This is a genomic window from Mucilaginibacter sp. P4_A11, assembly GCF_056402535.1.
In genome coordinates, this window is record NZ_JBFUHE010000007.1 from 195,811 (window position 1) to 213,681 (window position 17,871).

The following is a 17,871-nucleotide window of genomic DNA, read 5'->3' on the forward strand; positions in this document are numbered from 1 at the left end:
AATGCTGTTTACCAAGTATATTTTTTTGAGCGCAATAATGACAGAAACAAGGCGTTGTCCTTACAAACAGCGGGGGCGGGGAGAGGGATTTATTGCAGGTGTTTGGTGTCTGTTTTACTGACTTTTAACGTCCCATCAGGATCTCTCGCAGAGGATCCTGATGTATACACCATGCTGATTCGGTTGTTCTGAATGTTCGGTTAGATGTTTAGCATGCGGTGAACCTCAGGGTCTTCTGCGAGAGACCCTGAGGGAACATGAATTTGTTTTTTATAGGTATTAATGAGCTCCCTCCGGTCGGTTGTCTTCATACCTCGCAATAACGCCTTTTTACAATAGCATTTTTATAAAATTGCCTCTAAACATCTTCTTGACCATCACTCAAATATGAAACTGCACCTTGAGCAGTATAATCCTTCCCGGCAGGGTATACGAACTTGCTGTTAATGTATTGGCTGATAGGTAAAGCGTATTGTAAGTTTTTACATTCAGGAAGTTGATGGCGCTCAGATCCAGGTCTATTTTCCATTTTTCTATCCTGAACTTTATATCTGCATCGGCAAAAAAGTACTTCAGGTCGGGGTTGCCTTGCTGGCGGGTGAAGTAATGTTCGCCCGATAGTTTGAATTGTAAATAAGTTGTTGGATCATAATTGAACGATGCCTGCTGAAGCAACTGGTTTATATGATAAGCCGATGCCTCTGCTACCGAATGACTGTGTATTTGGGTAAAGGTTGCCTTATAACTAAAGTTTACCTGCTCGTTCACTTTGGTATTGGTGCCTGCATTGAGCGTTTGGGAAATAGTACTGAAAGGCAGCAGTACATTGTTCTGGATCTGCACCGATTTATTGCTTTGCCATTGGAGCCCGCCGCTAAAAGTGGTTTTTAATGCAAAGGAATATTTGCTGACGGTGCCGTTCACCGTCCACGAATCGGTACTGTTTGGGTATGGCAGCACCACGCGTTGCCGCAGGCTATTGGTTATCACATCCGAAGCAATATTATTGGAAGTGATATGGTTATAAAGAACGTTCAGACTGGCAAAAAATAGTGTTAGTGCCTTCCGGTAATTGAACCCAAGGGCGGCCAGTTGGTTTTGCCTTTCGGTAAGGCTGGTATTGTTGGCATAAAGTGTTCGGTAATCTTTAAGGATATAGCCCTGGTACATATCTTCTATAGTGCCAGTCTCGTTGCGGTAACTGTAAAGAAAGGTAAGGTAGTTCTCGAGCCCGGTTTGGTATTTTACTCTCATCTGCGGGTTGAAATACAACCTTGTCAAGCTTTTTTTCAAGGAATACAAACTGTCCGAATAGTCGATCCGCTGTAGGCTTAGCGGCAAGGTCAGGTTCACTTTGAGGATGCTGCCCGGCAGATCGTAAGCAGCTTCGGCATACAGTTTTTTCCTTATCCAGTTTAAGTGGTTGACGGAGCTGTCCGATTCGAGGTTGACATTGTTATCAGCCTGCACAACGTTCAGGTCAGATGTTAACGTTTGTGATTGAACGCTGAACCCCGTTTTGAAACTCTGGGTGATGAGGGTTGATGGTATTTTGAAAGAGAGATAGTTATTGGTGAACCAGGTTGGCACATTTACATTTTGTACCAATTGAGCATAGGGGATACCGTTATTAAATATGGCATTGTTGTAATCCGGTTCTATTGTTCTGCTCTCCGGTTCGGCTGAGTGACTGATGTAAGAATAGGCCTGGATAATATTGTTCGATCTTAACGATTTGATCAGGTTAAATTCGTTGGAAAAACTTAACGCATTATCCTTGAATACCTGGTTCACCATGGTGCCATTGGTATTCAGGCTGGAGTAATTGGTCGACCGGTTATTATCCATCAACAGTACGTCATTCAGGTAATATTTATCCTGATTAACGTTTAGCGTAAATTGGGTGTGCAATATATCCGGGCGGAAGCGGTTACGCTGCGTTTCGATATAGCGTACCGTATCGCCGGGTAAAAAAATGGTGGTGTTTTGGCTATAGTCTTGCCGACGGGTGTCGCGCAGATAATAGGCATTGATCTTCATCTGTACGTTCTTTTTAAAGTTGACCAGGTTGTTGAGGTTGAGGATGCCCGAGCGGTTGAATAAATAGCGGTCGCGCGATAAGGCCGGATCGTTCACGGAGCCCAATGACAGCATAGTGGCCGGCACATCGTTATCCACTCGCTGCATATAATCAGCAAAATTGTGAGATACCAGGTCTTCCTGTAAATCATTACCCGTGTTATTGCCTTTGAGATAATTAATAGCCTTGTACTTATCCTTAAACATCATGGCGTTCAAATCCACATCATAATTGCCTGGCAAACCCGCGCCAATACTCTCCTGCCCAACCATCTGTAATTTAGCCCCTTTTTTGAAGCTGAGGTTGAGGGCCACATCATCGCTCATCACTTTATTTTGGAGTACCTTAACAGGCTGATGGTTTTCGATCACCTGCACCTGGTCGACCACGCCCTGCGGAATAGTGCTGGTAGCGATATTATATTTATCATCCAGCAGGTTATCACCACCGATGTACAGGTTGGAGATCGGTTTATTGTTATAGCTGATCCTCCCATCGGAGGTAACGGTTATACCCGGCAGCTTCTTAATCACATCGCCGATCACCCTGTCCTGTACGCTGCTGAAATCCGATACTTTATAACTCAATGTATCGCCATTGGTCCGCAGTACCGGCCTGCTGCTTTTGATCACTACCGCCTGTAACTGGTTGATGGAAACCGATAAAATAAAATCGACAGGGGCCTGTAAATCGGTAATGCTTTTGCTTTGGTTTTTATAGCCAATACAACGTACCTCTATCATCAGGCCGCTCACCGGCGTGTTGGCCGGGAGCGGCAAAGTATAAGTGCCCTTGATATCTGCAACCGTATAGCTAACGATGCCATTGGTGGCAGTGTTTTTCAGGTTAATGCTGACGTAAGGCACGGCTTTGCCGGTGCTGTCCTTTACGGTACCCTTGATGCTTTGACCAAAGCACAGGGCCGAAAACAGCAAGGCTATAGCCAGCAGCCAGGCAGATTTTATAAACCGGCTCATTTCTTTTCTGGTAATTCTATCGGGTTGTTGATCACAGGCGGCGGACCTATCCTGATATCAATTTTCGGGGCCGGCCGGCCCTGGCTCGCGGCTTGTGCAGCAGCCATCGACTGGGCAAAAGCGTTAGGGTCTTTCCGCATAGCTTCCTGCAGTTTGGCAAACTCCTTTTCGTTAGTTTTGATGGCATTGGTGGGTACCTGGATGATATTGGGATCGCCGGCCTGATCGTCCATACCTATCATGACGGTCATTCGTCCCTGGTTATCCGGGGCCGGGCCGGCTACCTGATCTTCCTTTTTTGTAGAGAAGACCGCCTTTTCAACCCCGTCGAATTTAAAATCAACTTCTTTTTTGGTATCGTAAGCCTCCACAATCACTCCCGGCAAGCCATTGAGTTTCCAGGGGCCAATATGTAGCGGCAAATCAGGACTGAACCATGCTGTATAATCCCTTCCCTTGAAATGAGCTGTTGCTTTCTGGCAATGCAAACCGCCAAACGTTGCTGTATCGCCGCTTATTTTCCAGTCGATAGCGGGTAAGGCATCTGTTATGAGATAACTATTGAACAGCAGTGGTTCTTTTCGCGCCAATTTTTTCCCGTTCGGGAACTGGTAATATTCTGTTCCCGAGCCCGACGATCTCCGCTGGATATTCACCCGCCCATCGGCCGAGTTAGCCATCTGTTCCTGCACCTGTTTTTTGAACAGCGCATCCTGTAACCGCTTATCATAACTTTTGTAAGCACCGGCGGTTTTACCTACAATCAAAACCATGTTTTCGGTGTAAGGGTGCTCGCGATTGGTAGTATCCCTGATATGGGAAAACTTGTAGTGTACCAGTAATTGCGCGGTATCGGGGTTTTGCGCCCGGGCAATTACAGTGCATGATAAAAGGGCTGCACACAATAAAAATTGCTTTTTCATAATTTCGGATATTTTTAAGCAATAGTACTTTGCGCTTTAAACCCGCCGAAAACTTTGTTACGAACACCGCATTCGTTTCGGTATAAAACGGATATTTGTTATTTGAGCTTCCGCCAAAAACAAATCGACGACAGTCTTAAGCCCGGATTTCAAAAAAAGCCCTTTTACCTGCCAAATCATTATATTAACATCAATTATTTATGAATGAACCGGGCTTAATATACCTTTGACAAATGCGCCGTATCAAAGCCAAACATATCATTGAGATACTGATCCACCTGGCATTTTGGATAGGGGTGTATTATACCCTGACCTCGTTGACAGGCTCAAACGTACGGGTACGGATAACTCAAAACGGGAGGGTAATGGAAAAGAGCCAGATCGATACCATTTTCCCTTATTCCCGTATTACACTCGCTTTTCTGGCCCTGCTTTTTTACGGCAACATATTCTGGATCTTTAAAAGAGTGCTCCGTTATAAAAACTTAGTTGCGGGCATAGCTATGGCGGCAGGGTGGTTTATACTGGTTTTCATGGCCAATTATATTTTCGTTGTTTCTAAATTAAGCAATAACCTTCCTGCCGTGCCTCCGCTTCCTGGTTTCGCTACAAGCGGGGGTGGTAATATTCATCTTATAGATGGCCGTAATGTAATTTTCGCGATGGGGAACTGGATGCATATGCAGCTCACCATGCTGCTCATCTTTTTAACCGCAGCGGGGCTTTCGGTAGCTTATTTCTTTTTGAAAGAGTGGGCGCGAAATGAGCTGGTGCGTAATCAATTGGAAGCATATCAATTGAGTACCGAGATCAAGTTCCTTAAATCGCAGATCAATCCACATTTCCTGTTTAATACACTTAATAACCTGTTTTCGATGGCCCAGGAAAAGGGGAATGATGAACTTGCCGACGGGATCTCCAAGCTCTCGGGCATGATGCGGTATATGATCTATGACAGTAATGCCAATGGCGTACCGCTTAACAAAGAGATAGCATACCTGGAAGACTGTATCACGCTGAATAAACTACGTTATGCGGATGATGAGGTAAAAGTGATATTTGAATACCCTGCACAAACCGGAAATGCAGCCATCGCCCCGATGTTGTTTATCCCTTTTGTCGAAAATGCCTTTAAGCACGGCGTTTCTATCGGCCAAACATCTGAAATCGACATAGCCATTGTAATTTCAGATCGCAGGTTGATCTTTACCTGCATCAACCCGAAATACGGCGCTATCAAAAAAATGGAGGACGAGAAAAGCGGCATCGGGCTCGAAAACGTAAAGCGGCGGCTTGACCTGTTATACCCGGGCAAGCATAACCTGCAGATAAGTGAAGATGAAGGGAAATATATTGTTAAACTTGAAATTGACCTGGAATGATAAGCTGTATTGCCATTGATGATGAGCCGAAGGCGCTTGAAGTGATAGAGCGCTATTGCCACAAAACCAGCCTGGTCGACCTGAAAGCCACTTTCCGCGAACCGGTGAAGGCAATTGAGTTCCTGAACCGTGAAAAGGTTGACCTTATTTTCCTGGATATTAATATGCCCGAGATCAGCGGGATGCAGCTGGTGCAAACCCTGTCGCCAAGGCCGATGATCATTTTTACCACGGCCTATAGCCATTACGCTGTGGAAAGCTATGACCTGAACGCCCTTGATTATTTACTGAAACCCATCACTTTCGAGCGCTTTCTTGCGGCGATAAATAAAGCTACAGGTGTACAGCCTTCAAAAAATGGCGTAAGCAAAGAAGATGATCCTATTGTTTTCATTAAAAGCGGACCGCAAACTTACCCGGTTAAAGTGAGTGAGATCCTGTACCTGGAAAAAGATGGTAATTACATTACTGTTCACCTGAAAGACAGGAAGATCCTGATCCGCGAAAATATGGGAGATATTTTTGACCTCGTGCCGGCGGCGGATTTTTTACGTGTGCACAAATCATACGTGGTGGCCATTAAGCATATTACCATGATAGAAATACATCAGCTGGTTATTAACGGCGAAAAGATCCCGATAGGCAGCACTTACCGGGATCTTTTGCGCAACAGACTGGGGTTGAAATGATATGGCCGGTTTTTCATCCTGCCGCGCGGGTTCATCTAAAACCGAACAGCTAAATGTTCGGTTTTGTTACAATGTCTATATGGATGGGTGGGTAATGTTTTATATATCAGTAAGTTGCAAACTTGGAACGAGGATTGAACCATGTAAACTAATTGAAAACCTACACATTTCATATTAGCTTATACGCCCCGGTATTTTTAGGAGCTATTTTCCTCGGGATGGGCTTTGCCGTGCTTTTGTGGTTCGCCAAAAAAACAAACAGGCCGGCAAACCGGTTTTTGGCTATGGCATTAGGCATTGTCGCTTTGTGGTTGGTCTGGATATTGGCCATTGATATCCGGCTGGAAACTTACATTCCCTATTGGAGCCGGCTGCCGATGCGGTTTTCGCTTGCGTTTGGCCCTCTGATTTTCTTTTATGTACTTAAACTGACCCTTCCTCAATATAAATTTCGGATTAAGAACTTGCTGCATTTCGTTCCGGTATTGCTTGAATTGGGCATCCAGTTATTGGAGGTAAAAGAAAGTATCAGAACGGGTGCAACAACCTATGAAACGCTGATGTTTCGGCAGTTAAACCCGGTATTGCATTTGCTGGCTTTCATTTCCACCATCACCTACCTGTATTTGTCTCACCGGCTGATAGAAAACTTTTATCAGGGTATTAAATTTAATCAGGGCGACCGGTATAGGTATGAGATGAGGTGGCTACATCATTTGTTAGCTGGTTTCGGCCTGTTATGGCTATTCTGGGTGTTGTTTACAGCTGCAGATTATTTTTATTATCACCATGAGTTGGGGGTTGATGCCTATTATCCATTGTATCTTCTTTCAATGATCCTCGCTATCCGGATGGCAGCCATCGCCTTTTTAAGGCCGCAAACCAGCTTGCCGGCAGTTGCACCAGCGGTTTTAAAAACGGCCCCTCCACAGGAGTTAAAGGATAAAGGTAGTTGGCTGAAGAAAACTTTGAAAGCTAACCTGTATTACCTGGATCCGGAGCTTAATTTGCGCTCATTGGCTGAAAAACTCACTCTGCATCCTAATGAATTATCCAGGATCATTAATACAGTACTTAAAAAAAGCTTTAATGATTTCATTAACGAATATCGCGTAGTGGAGGTAAGCCGAAAAATGCAGGACCCCGCTTATGACCACATAACCCTGCTTGGCATAGCATTTGAATCAGGGTTTAATTCGAAAACCACGTTTAACCGTACTTTTAAACAAATAACCGGTAAAAGCCCGGTAGCATATAAATCTGAACTGAAAAAAGAGCGACCATATTATAACTTGGAGCGTCACATCCATTTTGCGACAGTAATTTCGAACAAGGAAGCGGCTCCAAAGTGGGCCGTTGAGAAATCAAATCGCAAATTTATGTTCAAGAATTACTTCAAAATTGCCTGGCGCAACCTGATGCGCAATAAAAGCTATGCCGGTATCAATGTTACCGGCCTGGCAATAGGTATTGCAGCCTGCCTGCTCATATTCCTGGTTATCCAGTTTGAAACGAGTTTCGATAACTACCATGCTCATAAAGACCGCATCTACCGTATCGTGACGGTAAACAGTGGCCCGGATGGAACACATGCCGGTGCCGGAACGCCATTACCATTAGTTGAAGGAATGAAGCTTGATTTTCCGCAAATAAAGCAGTTGGCCAATATCATGAAGAACGATGGTTCGCATTATGCTGTGGTAGATGGACGCGGTGGCGCAGCGAAAAAGTTTAAAGAAGATCTGGCATACTATGCCGATCCCGGATTTTTCCGGATTTTTAATTTTAAATGGTTGGCAGGAGATAAAAATACCGCCTTAGCAGAGCCCAATACTATTGTGCTGTCTCGTGATGAAGCTGATAAATTTTTTGGCGATTGGCACACGGCGATGGGGAAAATTGTACGGTACGAAAATAAACGCGATCTGAAAGTGACTGGCATCCTGGAGAATACCCCGGCCAATACTGATTTCCCCATGAAACTGGCTGTCTCCTGGGTTACCCTTATCGGAAAAGGAGGCGATCTTAGTAACAACGCGCAGGATTGGATAAGTACTTTCGGCGATAGGAATTGCTATATGATTTTACCCCCGGAGATGAGCGAAAGGCAGCTTAATATTGAGCTTGCAGCATTCGCGAAAAAGCATGTACCGGCGCCTTACAATAAGAATGAGATCTTCCAATTGCAGCCATTGAAAGATATGCATTATAACACCGATGTAGGTGTGTACAGCGGGCACCCGTTCAGTAAACAATTGATCAATGTTATCAGTTTGATCGGTTTATTTCTACTAATCATTGCCTGTGTTAATTTTATTAATCTGGCTACAGCGCAGGCTGTAAACCGTTCAAAAGAGGTAGGCATACGGAAGGTTTTAGGCAGCAACCGGTACCAACTGGTGCTGCAATTCATTAGCGAAACTTTGATCATTACTTTATTTGCTGTCATACTGGCTTCAATAATCTCGCTTGTGGCCTTGCCAATGTTGAATAACCTGCTTGAGATCCAGCTGAGCGGGGCTTTTCTGGCAGATCCTATGGTGATCTTATTTTTAGCAAGTGTGGTTATCGGGGTTACTTTTTTGGCAGGATTTTACCCGGCACTTGTGTTATCAGGATTTAACCCGATGGAGGCATTGAGAAACAAGATCAACGCCGGACGCGCAAGCGGGATCTCGTTGCGCAGGGTGTTGGTGGTAACTCAGTTTTGCATAGCCCAGTTCCTGGTGATCGGGACGCTGGTATTGATTTACCAGATGAATTATTTTAGAAACAAGTCGCTTGGGTTTAATAAAGATGCTGTAATTACTGTTCCTTTCCCGGGAGACAGCATCAGCAGAATAAGAGCAGGTGCATTGAAAGACCAGCTTTTACAGCAACCGGGTATTAAAGATGTAAGTATCAGTTTGTACAGTCCATCTGACAACGGCGGTTGGTTTAGCGACTTTAAATTTAATAAAGCACCCAAACAGGTTGACTTTGCTGCTTGCCTGAAATGGGCCGATGTTGACTATTTTAAATTATACGATATTCAATTTGTAGCCGGCGGGCCATATAAAAAATCAGATACCGTAGCAGGTTACGTGGTCAATGAAGCTTTGATCCATAAACTGGGCATAACTGATCCCAAACAAGCCATAGGCAAATACATTATGTTATGGGACGATAAGAAATTGAATGCACAAATTACAGGTGTAGTGAAGGATTTCAATATCTCCTCGCTGCGTAACGCTATCCCTCCTGTATTGATGGGGACATGGAAGGCACAGTATTCAAAGCTGAATATCAAAGTCCGACCCCAGAATTTGCACCAGACTCTCGCAAATGTTGACGTTTTGTGGAACAAAACTTTTCCGGAGGGGGTATTTGAATATCAATTTCTTGACAAAAAGATAGCTAATTTTTATAGAAATGAGGATGAATTGTCCACGCTTTTTAAAATATTTGCCGGTATAGCTATATTCATTTCGTGCCTTGGCTTGTATGGCCTTGTATCGTTTATGGCCTTGCAGCGCACTAAAGAAGTTGGGATACGTAAAACGTTGGGAGCCTCTGTTGGGCATATTATATACCTGTTTTCTAAAGAATTTACGGTGCTTATTGTTATTGCATTTGTTATATCGGCTCCGATAGGCTACTACTTCATGTATAAATGGCTGCAGAATTTTACTTACAGGATCACTATCGGCCCGGATATATTTATCGTGGCGATATTGACATCAGTTGCCATAGCCTGGACAAGCGTAGGTTACAAGGCCGTAAAAGCGGCATTGGCTAATCCTGTAAGGAGTTTGAGGAGCGAATAGTAGCCGGCATCAACCCTGAGATAGGGGCTATTTCCAATAAATGTGGAGGCGGGTACCTATAATCAAAAAAAGATTTGCTTGCGTCTTACTCGCCCTTGACATCAAATAATTTATTAACTCTTCAGTTTATGGTTGTTGCTATTGTTGTGCCATTTTTATGAAGATACAAATATAAAAGCCGCTTTACAAAAGTAGAGCGGCTTCGCAGACTATAGGGAAACCTTAATTTTTAGATAATTTGAGTGTTTGACAGATCAATTATGCCTGATTAAAACTTTTGTTGCCAGTTGCTTAGTGCCGTCAATTTTTTCGGTGTATTTGAGGCCCAGCAGCTCGGTTACCAGCGGGTAAATATCCACATTGGGAAATGGCCCTATTTGGAGATGTTGCTTAAAGGCAGGCCCCCAGGCAAAAAATATGGCGTGAACATCTTTTACCACCGCCGGGTCATATCCATGTTGACCGATATCGAGTTTCCGGTTATAGATGTTGAACAATTTAGGCCAATGCGGCAGTAATATGATGTCGCCTATGCGGTTATACTTATCGTCGCTTGTTGAGCGGTGTAAATGTGCCGGCATATTGTCGCGGAGGTAAACATCGTAATCGCCACCTTCTTTTTTCAGTGCCTGGTAGGTTTTTTGTATGTCGGCCGGATCTTTGGCAATCAGTTCAACAACCATTCTATCGCCGGAGATAATAAACTTAGAGGTATCCAGTGCCGAGGGAGTGGGCAGTGGGTGTTGAGTGTCCGGCTGGCCCATGCCATGGTCAGATACGAAGATAAAATTAACTTTAAGCTTCGTTTTTTTAACAGCTTTAACCAATTCGTAAACGGTAGAATCAACGTTATGTACAGCATCAATCACCTGCTGCGAATTAGGGCCAAAGTCGTGCCCTGCATCGTCAACGGGTGGCAGATAAAAAGTAATGAGGTGCGGTCGTTTATCGGCGGGTAATTTCAGCCAGTTCACTACATCCTGGATGCGGTTATGGATCGAGATATTTTCGTTATGCGGATAATAATAGGTAGAATAAATGCCCCTGATAGGTGTGTTGGAACCCACCCAGTAAAAATTGGCGGCAAGCATTTGTTGCTGTTCGGCCAATACCCAAAGTGGTGTGCCGCCATACCAAACGGGGTTTTGAGTTTCCACCTTTTTGCCAGAGTCATAGTATCGCTTCAGCTTGCGATCATAAAAAATGTTTTGCACGATACCGTTGTGCGCAGGATATAAACCTGTTGCCATAGCATAATGGTTTGGGTAAGTAGAAGAAGGAAGTACGGGGATCATTGAAGATGATCTGACACCTTCCTGAGCGAAGGCCAGCAAATGCTCCGCTTTATATTTGTCGGCATAATCATACCGAAAGCCATCGGCCGAGATCAGGATCACATAAGGCTTTTGCTGTTGGGCGGCGCTGTTTTTTCTGCCAGGTACAATACGCTGCGTGGTATCCTGGGCAAAGCTCAATGCTGTGCAGGCAATAAAAAATGAGAATAAGGTTAGTTTTTTCATGAGTTGTAATGTGCAATTGGCTAAAGCTAATGGCATTACGTTAGGTGAGTGTTAGTGTTTGGTGAAATTTGTGTTGGGGGCTAACTATCTTGTTAACCGGGTTGGAATACATTTTAATCTTGACGAAAGTCTTGTTTACATACTTAAATATCTCCGCCGGGCTAAATCTTCTATTGCTTTTTTCTATTTTATTATTACTTTTAAATAGCTGATTTCCATTTTAATACCATGAGAAGATCCCTACTTACATTATCCGGGCTTTTTGCGATTATTTGCGTTGCCTCATGTCGTAAAAATGATAAAATTGCTCTTTCAACGCCAGTTGTTGATTCCCCGAAAAAGCCAGTTGTTGTCGCGCCGCAAATAACATTGGTAGGCCGGTGGGATTTAAGTGCAGAAAAATATGTGAAATACCGGGATGGTGCAGAAATATTGAATACCTCGGGCGTTGCCGCTGCTTATAATTTAGCTTACGTGATTTTTAATAGTGACAGCACCTATACATGTTTAGCTATGGACTGGTACCCGGCACTGTCAACCTATGGAGTTATGAAAGATGAAGTTGCCGGGACTTATCATACTGCCGATAGCACTTTATCCGTATCCACCTACCTGGCAGGTTTAAATACAATTTATTATGGTGGCTCTCCGGATGCGCCTCCGGCTCTAACGCCCGTTTCGGACAAAATGGTGTTGCGGGAGTTTACAGACTCCACCGTAACTGTTCATCACGAATATGTATTTAATTGTAGCGATCCTTCTGCCGGCCCGGTTGGTAATTATAAATACATCTGGGAGTTGTATTATAGGAAACATAGTTAGTAGCCGGTTGCGGATACATGGTTATAGTGCACACTGAATAATAACGACCATATCTTGTCGCGATACACCCCTCAGATTGTCGTTTTTACACATGCCAGAATTTTGATATGCGTTCGATCTTTGTATTGTCAATCAAATCAAACAATTAAATAATGTGTTATGAAAAGAGCATTTAAAGGATCTAATGTCCTGCAGTTTGTATTAACGATTTTTATACTTTCTTTTACCGTATTTCAGTCTATGGGACAGCAGATTAAACCTACAGCCAGCGGATACGCGCCTGTTAACGGCATTAAAGTTTATTACGAAGTATATGGCGAGGGCAGGCCCCTGATTTTACTTCATGGCGCGTTTATGACCATTGAGATGAACTGGGGGCAATTAATACCTGAATTGTCAAAAACAAGAAAGGTAATTGCTCTTGAATTGCAGGGACATGGGCACACTCCGTTTTCAGACAGGAAATTAGACATGGCTACCCTGGCAAATGATGTGGAAGGGGTGATGAACTTTTTGAAAGTTGATAGTGCCGATGTTGCAGGATATAGCATGGGGGGTTCCATAGCTTACCAGTTTGCAGTGAAAAGCCCTAAACGGGTAAGAAAACTGGTGATCATTTCTTCCACCTACAAAACAAGTGGCTGGCTGGCCGTTGTAAATAATGGGTTTAAAGGGTTTAAGCCTGAATTTTTTGACAACACCCCTTTAAAAACGGGATATGATGCAGTTGCACCCGACAAAACAAAGTGGAGAAAATTCGTTGAACAGATGATCGTTTTTGCCGGGGAGCCCTTTGACGTGGGTGACGCCAATATCGCGAAAATTACTTCGCCGGTATTACTTATATCAGGCGACAATGATGGCCTGGATAAAGTGGAGCTGATGAAAACGTACCAACTATTGGGAGGCGGTGTTGCTGCCGATCTGGGCGCAATGCCCAAATCGCAATTGGCCATAGTTCCTTCGCAAAGTCATGTAGGTGTGATGATGCAGACGAACACGATATTGGGATATTTGAATGGGTTTTTAAAATAAACATAGTTATGCTGTAACAGCGCTGTGTTTTATATTGCAGATTAGCCTATGGCCGGTGTTGTCACCGCGCCATTTTTGGTTGTTGATGGTGCTGTTTATTGCCAGTCGAAGTTTTTTTATTTCGTAAACTTGTAGTCCCAATAGTAGCCTGCAAGCACTACAGCCCACAACTTAACCATCGAAAGATATCACATCAATGAAACAAAAAGAATTAGCAGAATTAACAAACGAAGAATTGGTACAAGAAGCAAAAAAAATCAAATCCACCAATATCTTAGATGCAGCGATTTTTGGTTTTTTGATTGGAGTTGCTGTTTATAGTGCTGTTAGAAATGGTTTTGGCTTATTAACTTTTCTTCCCCTGATCTATATACCCATAGCGGCTAAAAATAAGATCAGGAATAAAGAGGTAGAAAAACAGGTAAAAGAGCGGGACTTGAAATAGGGGATGACTCTCGATAGTATGCCCATACCGCTTTGTCTTGTCTGGCGCGAGTGCAGCGTAAAGGCCAGGGTGTGGGCGAACTCGTGACAAATTAAAAAATTCACGAGTTCGCTGCCCTGCATCCCAACGCCGGTGGAAAAGTGTTGAGTACTCCCGGTTGACTTTTCTTTTTAGCCAAGTTTTTTTCGGAGCAATTTACGAACAGGCTCATCGTACCATTTCAGGGTGATATACGCCAGGATAATTGCACCGATCAAAATAGCTAATGCGTAAGGCCAGGCTTGTACAATGGTTACGCCTTTGTGATTGCTGATCCACGCAACATAAAAATAAACCAGCGGATAATGCACCAGGTAAAGGGGATAGGAGATATCGCCGAGAAATTTGCAGATCCTGTTCTCCGTTTGGGTATTGACCTCACCGCCGGCGCCAAGGTAAACGATAAGCGGGAAAACGATAATGATGCAAACAGACTCGTAGATCCCGTTCATCCAAAGATGGTTGGCACCGCCGATGCGCGGCATATATAGTACAATAGCCACTAAAAGGCTACACCACAAAAAGGCATTTTTAATTTGTGTTGGCTTTGCTACACGTGAAAGTAACAGGCCGGCAAAGAAAGGGTATATGGTGCGGGTAATGCCCACACGCACCTGTTCCACATTCAGCGTCCAGCCACCGCTAACATCTCCATTGGTGATAGCCAGGTGAGCAAGTGCTACAGCTGCAATGCAAACTAATACTGCGAGTGTAGTTTTTGAAAATTTCCTTATCCAAACCGCATAAAGAATGTTGGCGATGTATTCAAAGAATAACGACCACCCTACGCTGTTCATGGGGTGCATCTCTTGCCAACCACGTATATCAAGCGATAAGGGCACGGGCAGGATGGTATAACCGATCAGCATCACCAGCAGCATCTTCCATACGGGGACGGTATGGATGAGTGGCCATATCGTAGAATCCGTAAAATAGAAGCCGATAGCACCGAGAGTCATCCCTAAGATCACCATTGGCTGAAGACGCTCGATACGCCGTTTAAAGAAAGTGCCGATCGTCATTTTATGCCAGCGGTCGTCATAAGCATAGCCGATAACAAAACCCGACAGCAGGAAAAAGAAATCTACCGCCAGGTATCCATGATTAACGATGATATCCAGGTGTCCGGTACCCAGTGGTTCGGTTAGATGAAAGGTAACTACAATGATGGCTGCCACTCCGCGTAAACCATCCAGTATCGGGTAATGCGGCTTGGTAGTCAGTTTATTATTGTTCATTATATTAAGATAGGAGAATCAGGCTTTTATGTAATATGAGCCGTGCAGCTCCCACACTCAAAGTGGAAACAGTACGGCTCATAATTACATGTTCAGAAATTATTTTGCGTTCAATTTATCAGCCAGTATTTTCATATAAAAACCACCTATTACACTCCTTGCTTTGAAGTTTTCCCTGATTCCTGTTTTGGAATCGTAAAAGTCATTCAAGGGCACGCGTGATGGGGTTTCCAGGGCGTGTACGTAAAGCGGGTTGATCAGTGCCTCGAACTGATCTTTTTGGGGAGCAAAAGTTGCTGTCCAGGCTATCCAGTCATTTTTAGTGTATGATTTACGGCTATCCAGCGGAATCCCGAACTTGTTTATTTTAGTAAGATAGTACCGGGTTTCGGTATCATACACTTTTTGCGGGAATAAATTTAAATTCAACACCTTATCCCAAACCAGGTTATATTTCTGGCTCCAGGTATCTTTGTTATCAAAAGTGAGTGCGTAATGATCACCGGCATCGGCCATTTTTATCCACTCAGGCACCATGCCTTCGGCTATGGCCCGGTATTTTTTAGCGGTTTCCGTTTCACCTAATGTTTCAGCCATTTGCGCGTAACAAGCTATCGCTACGATGGCTTTTACCGATAAATTGGCGTTGCGGGCCAGGTGACCGGCAAAGTCATCAGTACACAACTGGGATTTTGGATCCAAACCTTCTTTGGCAAGGTAATCAACCCAGGTGGTGAGCGTTTGCCAGTGTTTTTTTGCATAGCCGGCATTGCCTTCGGCTTTAGCAATAGCGGCGCAAAGGATGATCATATTACCGGATTCCTCCACCGGCATAGGCTCACCATAGGTTTGCCCGTTGGCTTTTGGATAAGTGCCCAAATCATGCGCAGCCCATGGGTGCGGATATTTGCCGGATTCACTGAAGTAGAAAATGCCGTTCAACATCCCCTGCATCAATTCAGGGTTGTAAAGCAGGTAAAGCGGCGCTGATGGATAAGTTACGTCTACCGTATTGATGAAGCCACCGCTATTGTTTTCTTTAGATAACCATAAGGTTTCACCTGCAGGGCTTTTAACCAGCGTATGAGCCGCAATGCTTTGACGATAGGCTAATACACACAAGTATGCATATTCTTTTCCTCCCGAACGTAAGGCATCCGCATAAACCGCCTTATCGAAAGCGTTGCATTTTTGTATAACAGACGAATAATCATTAAGCGCATTTGTCAGTTCATTTTCAATGGTAGCTTTGCCCGAGTTATTCCACCAGGGCCTCAAATCAGTATTGAAATATTGTACGGAAAGCCGTTCGTCATAACCTAATTCAATAAAGCGCTCAACAGCGTTTTTACCAACTGTTCCGAAAGGAATGACCGTATTTAGTGAAAGTGAATGACCCTTTGATGCAGTTGATAAAATAGTTCCCTTTTTGAATGCATCAGCAGCGTCGATGCCTTTGGTAATAAATTGAACCGCTCCGGAAGTCTTTGGCGCAGCTACATAAAAATACCCCCAGTCAATACGCATATCGTCGGCCCCTTTTTGAAGAACAGGCTGCTCAAGAGTGCCGGTTTTTAAAACGGAAAGTTTCGCAGTAGCATATTTTTGTGCGCTAACCTCCTGTGAAGGCTGATAGACCGCGATGTCAGATGATGCGCCGAGGAAAACTTTTACGGCGTGGTTTTTTCCGTCATTTGCGTTCACTTTATAAGTAACGTAAGAAACCGGACGAGATAACAACTTCAGGTCACTCAACAGCAATGGTGAAGTGAATGTCAGTTGAAGGTTCACTTTGCCGGCGGCGAAATTGTAAACAGTTTGCGTTGCATTTACTTCGACATTTTTTTGTTCGGCCAGTAAGATTTGGGCGGCATTGTCTTTTAATTTATCTGCAAGGCCAAAATCCAAAAAGCGACCACCTGCCGTATTAGCCAGGTGAATAGCTATCACATTCTGACCCGCTTTAAGGGCACTTTTATTGATCGGGAAATATTGGAAACTGCTTGTCCAGCCTTTCTTCCCGTAAACACTAATTCCGTTGAGGAAAACCTCAACGTTGTCATCATGGTTAAGTTTTAGTAAAAGCTCATTAATGCCGGCAATAGCACTCAAATTAAACGTCCGCCTTACCCAAATGTCATCCGATTTCCACAACGTTTTTACGCTCTTCTCATCGTCACCAATCGGCGCCTGTCCGGGTTTCCAGCCGGCGGTATTGTATTTTAGCGAAGTCCAGTCGCCCGCTGGCTTATTTTCCGTGTAATTAACGTTATAAGATGCTTCGTCAGAAGCGCTCAATAAGGTTTTGTAGCTGGTTTGCTCTTTTCCAAGGAAACGATAGATCTTTCCATCTACATTGATCAGCCCGAGTAGTGAATGATCTGCACCTGTCCAATGCGTTGTGGTAGATTTGTTTAATTGATCTGTATTTGACCAGATGCTAAAGTAGGTATTGTGGGTGATCAGCGGATAGGCGGGCGCTTTTCTTTCCTGTGCATGCACAGTCCCGGTTAGACATGCATAGGCCAGCAAGACCAATGACTTAAGTGGGTTAGATTGGTTCATGGATATAATTGATGTTTTATTCAAATCGTAAAAGTAAGTAAAAGCATTGCCGGGATATCTTCATATTGTATCAAAGTCCACGCATATCGTCTCATTTTCGCACGCGTGCGCATATAAAGGCGATTACACGGTATTCGTTTCAACGTTTGAGAGGAGTGATAGTATTTACTTATGGTAAAAAGAAATTTAATGGCTTCGGTGTACTACGAAAAGTTAGCCGGCTGCGGTACGCCGTGCCACGTGTCTCTTTAAGCGGCGGCTCCCAATAAAAGCGCGTTACTTTCGTAAAATGGCTTCGTACGCTTTTAAGGAATATTTCTTAATCGATATAAGCTCATAGCTTAATAAAA

11 protein-coding genes are annotated in these 17,871 nt (G+C 43.9%); 6 read left to right on the forward strand and 5 right to left on the reverse strand.

All coding sequences use genetic code 11. The features are described from left to right. Positions 1-381: 381 nt before the first annotated feature. Both AC1DUD_RS15815 and AC1DUD_RS15820 read right to left on the reverse strand, forming a co-directional pair. Positions 382-3,057 carry a carboxypeptidase regulatory-like domain-containing protein gene (locus tag AC1DUD_RS15815; RefSeq protein ID WP_477375970.1) on the reverse strand — a complete coding sequence of 892 codons (2,676 nt, stop codon included), beginning with the start codon at positions 3,055-3,057 and terminating at the stop codon, positions 382-384. After that, positions 3,054-3,980 (reverse strand): GLPGLI family protein, encoded by a 927-nt coding sequence (locus tag AC1DUD_RS15820; RefSeq protein ID WP_477375972.1) that lies wholly within the window; start codon positions 3,978-3,980, stop codon positions 3,054-3,056. Before AC1DUD_RS15820 ends, AC1DUD_RS15815 begins: the two co-directional genes overlap by 4 nt. Positions 3,981-4,213: 233 nt before the next feature. Here AC1DUD_RS15820 and AC1DUD_RS15825 point away from each other — a divergent pair, with 233 nt between their 5' ends. The 3 genes from AC1DUD_RS15825 (at position 4,214) to AC1DUD_RS15835 (ending at position 9,857) form a co-directional block, all read left to right on the forward strand. Then, positions 4,214-5,362 carry a sensor histidine kinase gene (locus AC1DUD_RS15825; protein WP_477375974.1) on the forward strand — a complete coding sequence of 383 codons (1,149 nt, stop codon included), beginning with the start codon at positions 4,214-4,216 and terminating at the stop codon, positions 5,360-5,362. Next, complete coding sequence (locus tag AC1DUD_RS15830) at positions 5,359-6,051, forward strand: LytR/AlgR family response regulator transcription factor (RefSeq protein WP_330862833.1); 693 nt, start codon at positions 5,359-5,361, stop codon at positions 6,049-6,051. Before AC1DUD_RS15825 ends, AC1DUD_RS15830 begins: the two co-directional genes overlap by 4 nt. A 152-nt stretch (positions 6,052-6,203) precedes the next feature. After that, on the forward strand, positions 6,204-9,857 hold the full coding sequence (locus tag AC1DUD_RS15835) for an ABC transporter permease (protein WP_477375977.1): 3,654 nt from the start codon (positions 6,204-6,206) through the stop codon (positions 9,855-9,857). A 254-nt stretch (positions 9,858-10,111) separates the two neighbouring features. Here AC1DUD_RS15835 and AC1DUD_RS15840 read toward each other — a convergent pair whose 3' ends face one another. Continuing rightward, entirely contained in the window at positions 10,112-11,377 is a 1,266-nt protein-coding gene (locus AC1DUD_RS15840; RefSeq protein WP_477375979.1) for an alkaline phosphatase family protein, read from the reverse strand. Between the two features lie 228 nt (positions 11,378-11,605). Between AC1DUD_RS15840 and AC1DUD_RS15845 the strand changes: the two genes are divergently transcribed. From AC1DUD_RS15845 to AC1DUD_RS15855, 3 genes are all read left to right on the forward strand, one after another. Further along, the gene (locus AC1DUD_RS15845; protein ID WP_477375981.1) at positions 11,606-12,199 is read left to right on the forward strand and encodes a hypothetical protein; all 594 of its coding nucleotides are present in this window, start codon (positions 11,606-11,608) and stop codon (positions 12,197-12,199) included. Between the two features lie 159 nt (positions 12,200-12,358). Beyond that, the gene (locus tag AC1DUD_RS15850) at positions 12,359-13,234 is read left to right on the forward strand and encodes an alpha/beta fold hydrolase (RefSeq protein WP_477375983.1); all 876 of its coding nucleotides are present in this window, start codon (positions 12,359-12,361) and stop codon (positions 13,232-13,234) included. A gap of 196 nt (positions 13,235-13,430) precedes the next feature. After that, complete coding sequence (locus AC1DUD_RS15855) at positions 13,431-13,679, forward strand: hypothetical protein (protein WP_477375985.1); 249 nt, start codon at positions 13,431-13,433, stop codon at positions 13,677-13,679. 170 nt (positions 13,680-13,849) lie between these two features. Here AC1DUD_RS15855 and AC1DUD_RS15860 read toward each other — a convergent pair whose 3' ends face one another. Together AC1DUD_RS15860 and AC1DUD_RS15865 are read right to left on the reverse strand one after the other, a co-directional pair. Beyond that, a complete protein-coding gene (locus AC1DUD_RS15860) occupies positions 13,850-14,956 on the reverse strand; it encodes an acyltransferase family protein (protein WP_477375987.1) in 1,107 nt (368 codons plus the stop codon). Positions 14,957-15,055: 99 nt separating this feature from the next. Continuing rightward, positions 15,056-17,521 carry a glutaminase family protein gene (locus AC1DUD_RS15865; RefSeq protein WP_477375990.1) on the reverse strand — a complete coding sequence of 822 codons (2,466 nt, stop codon included), beginning with the start codon at positions 17,519-17,521 and terminating at the stop codon, positions 15,056-15,058. Positions 17,522-17,871: the final 350 nt, after the last annotated feature.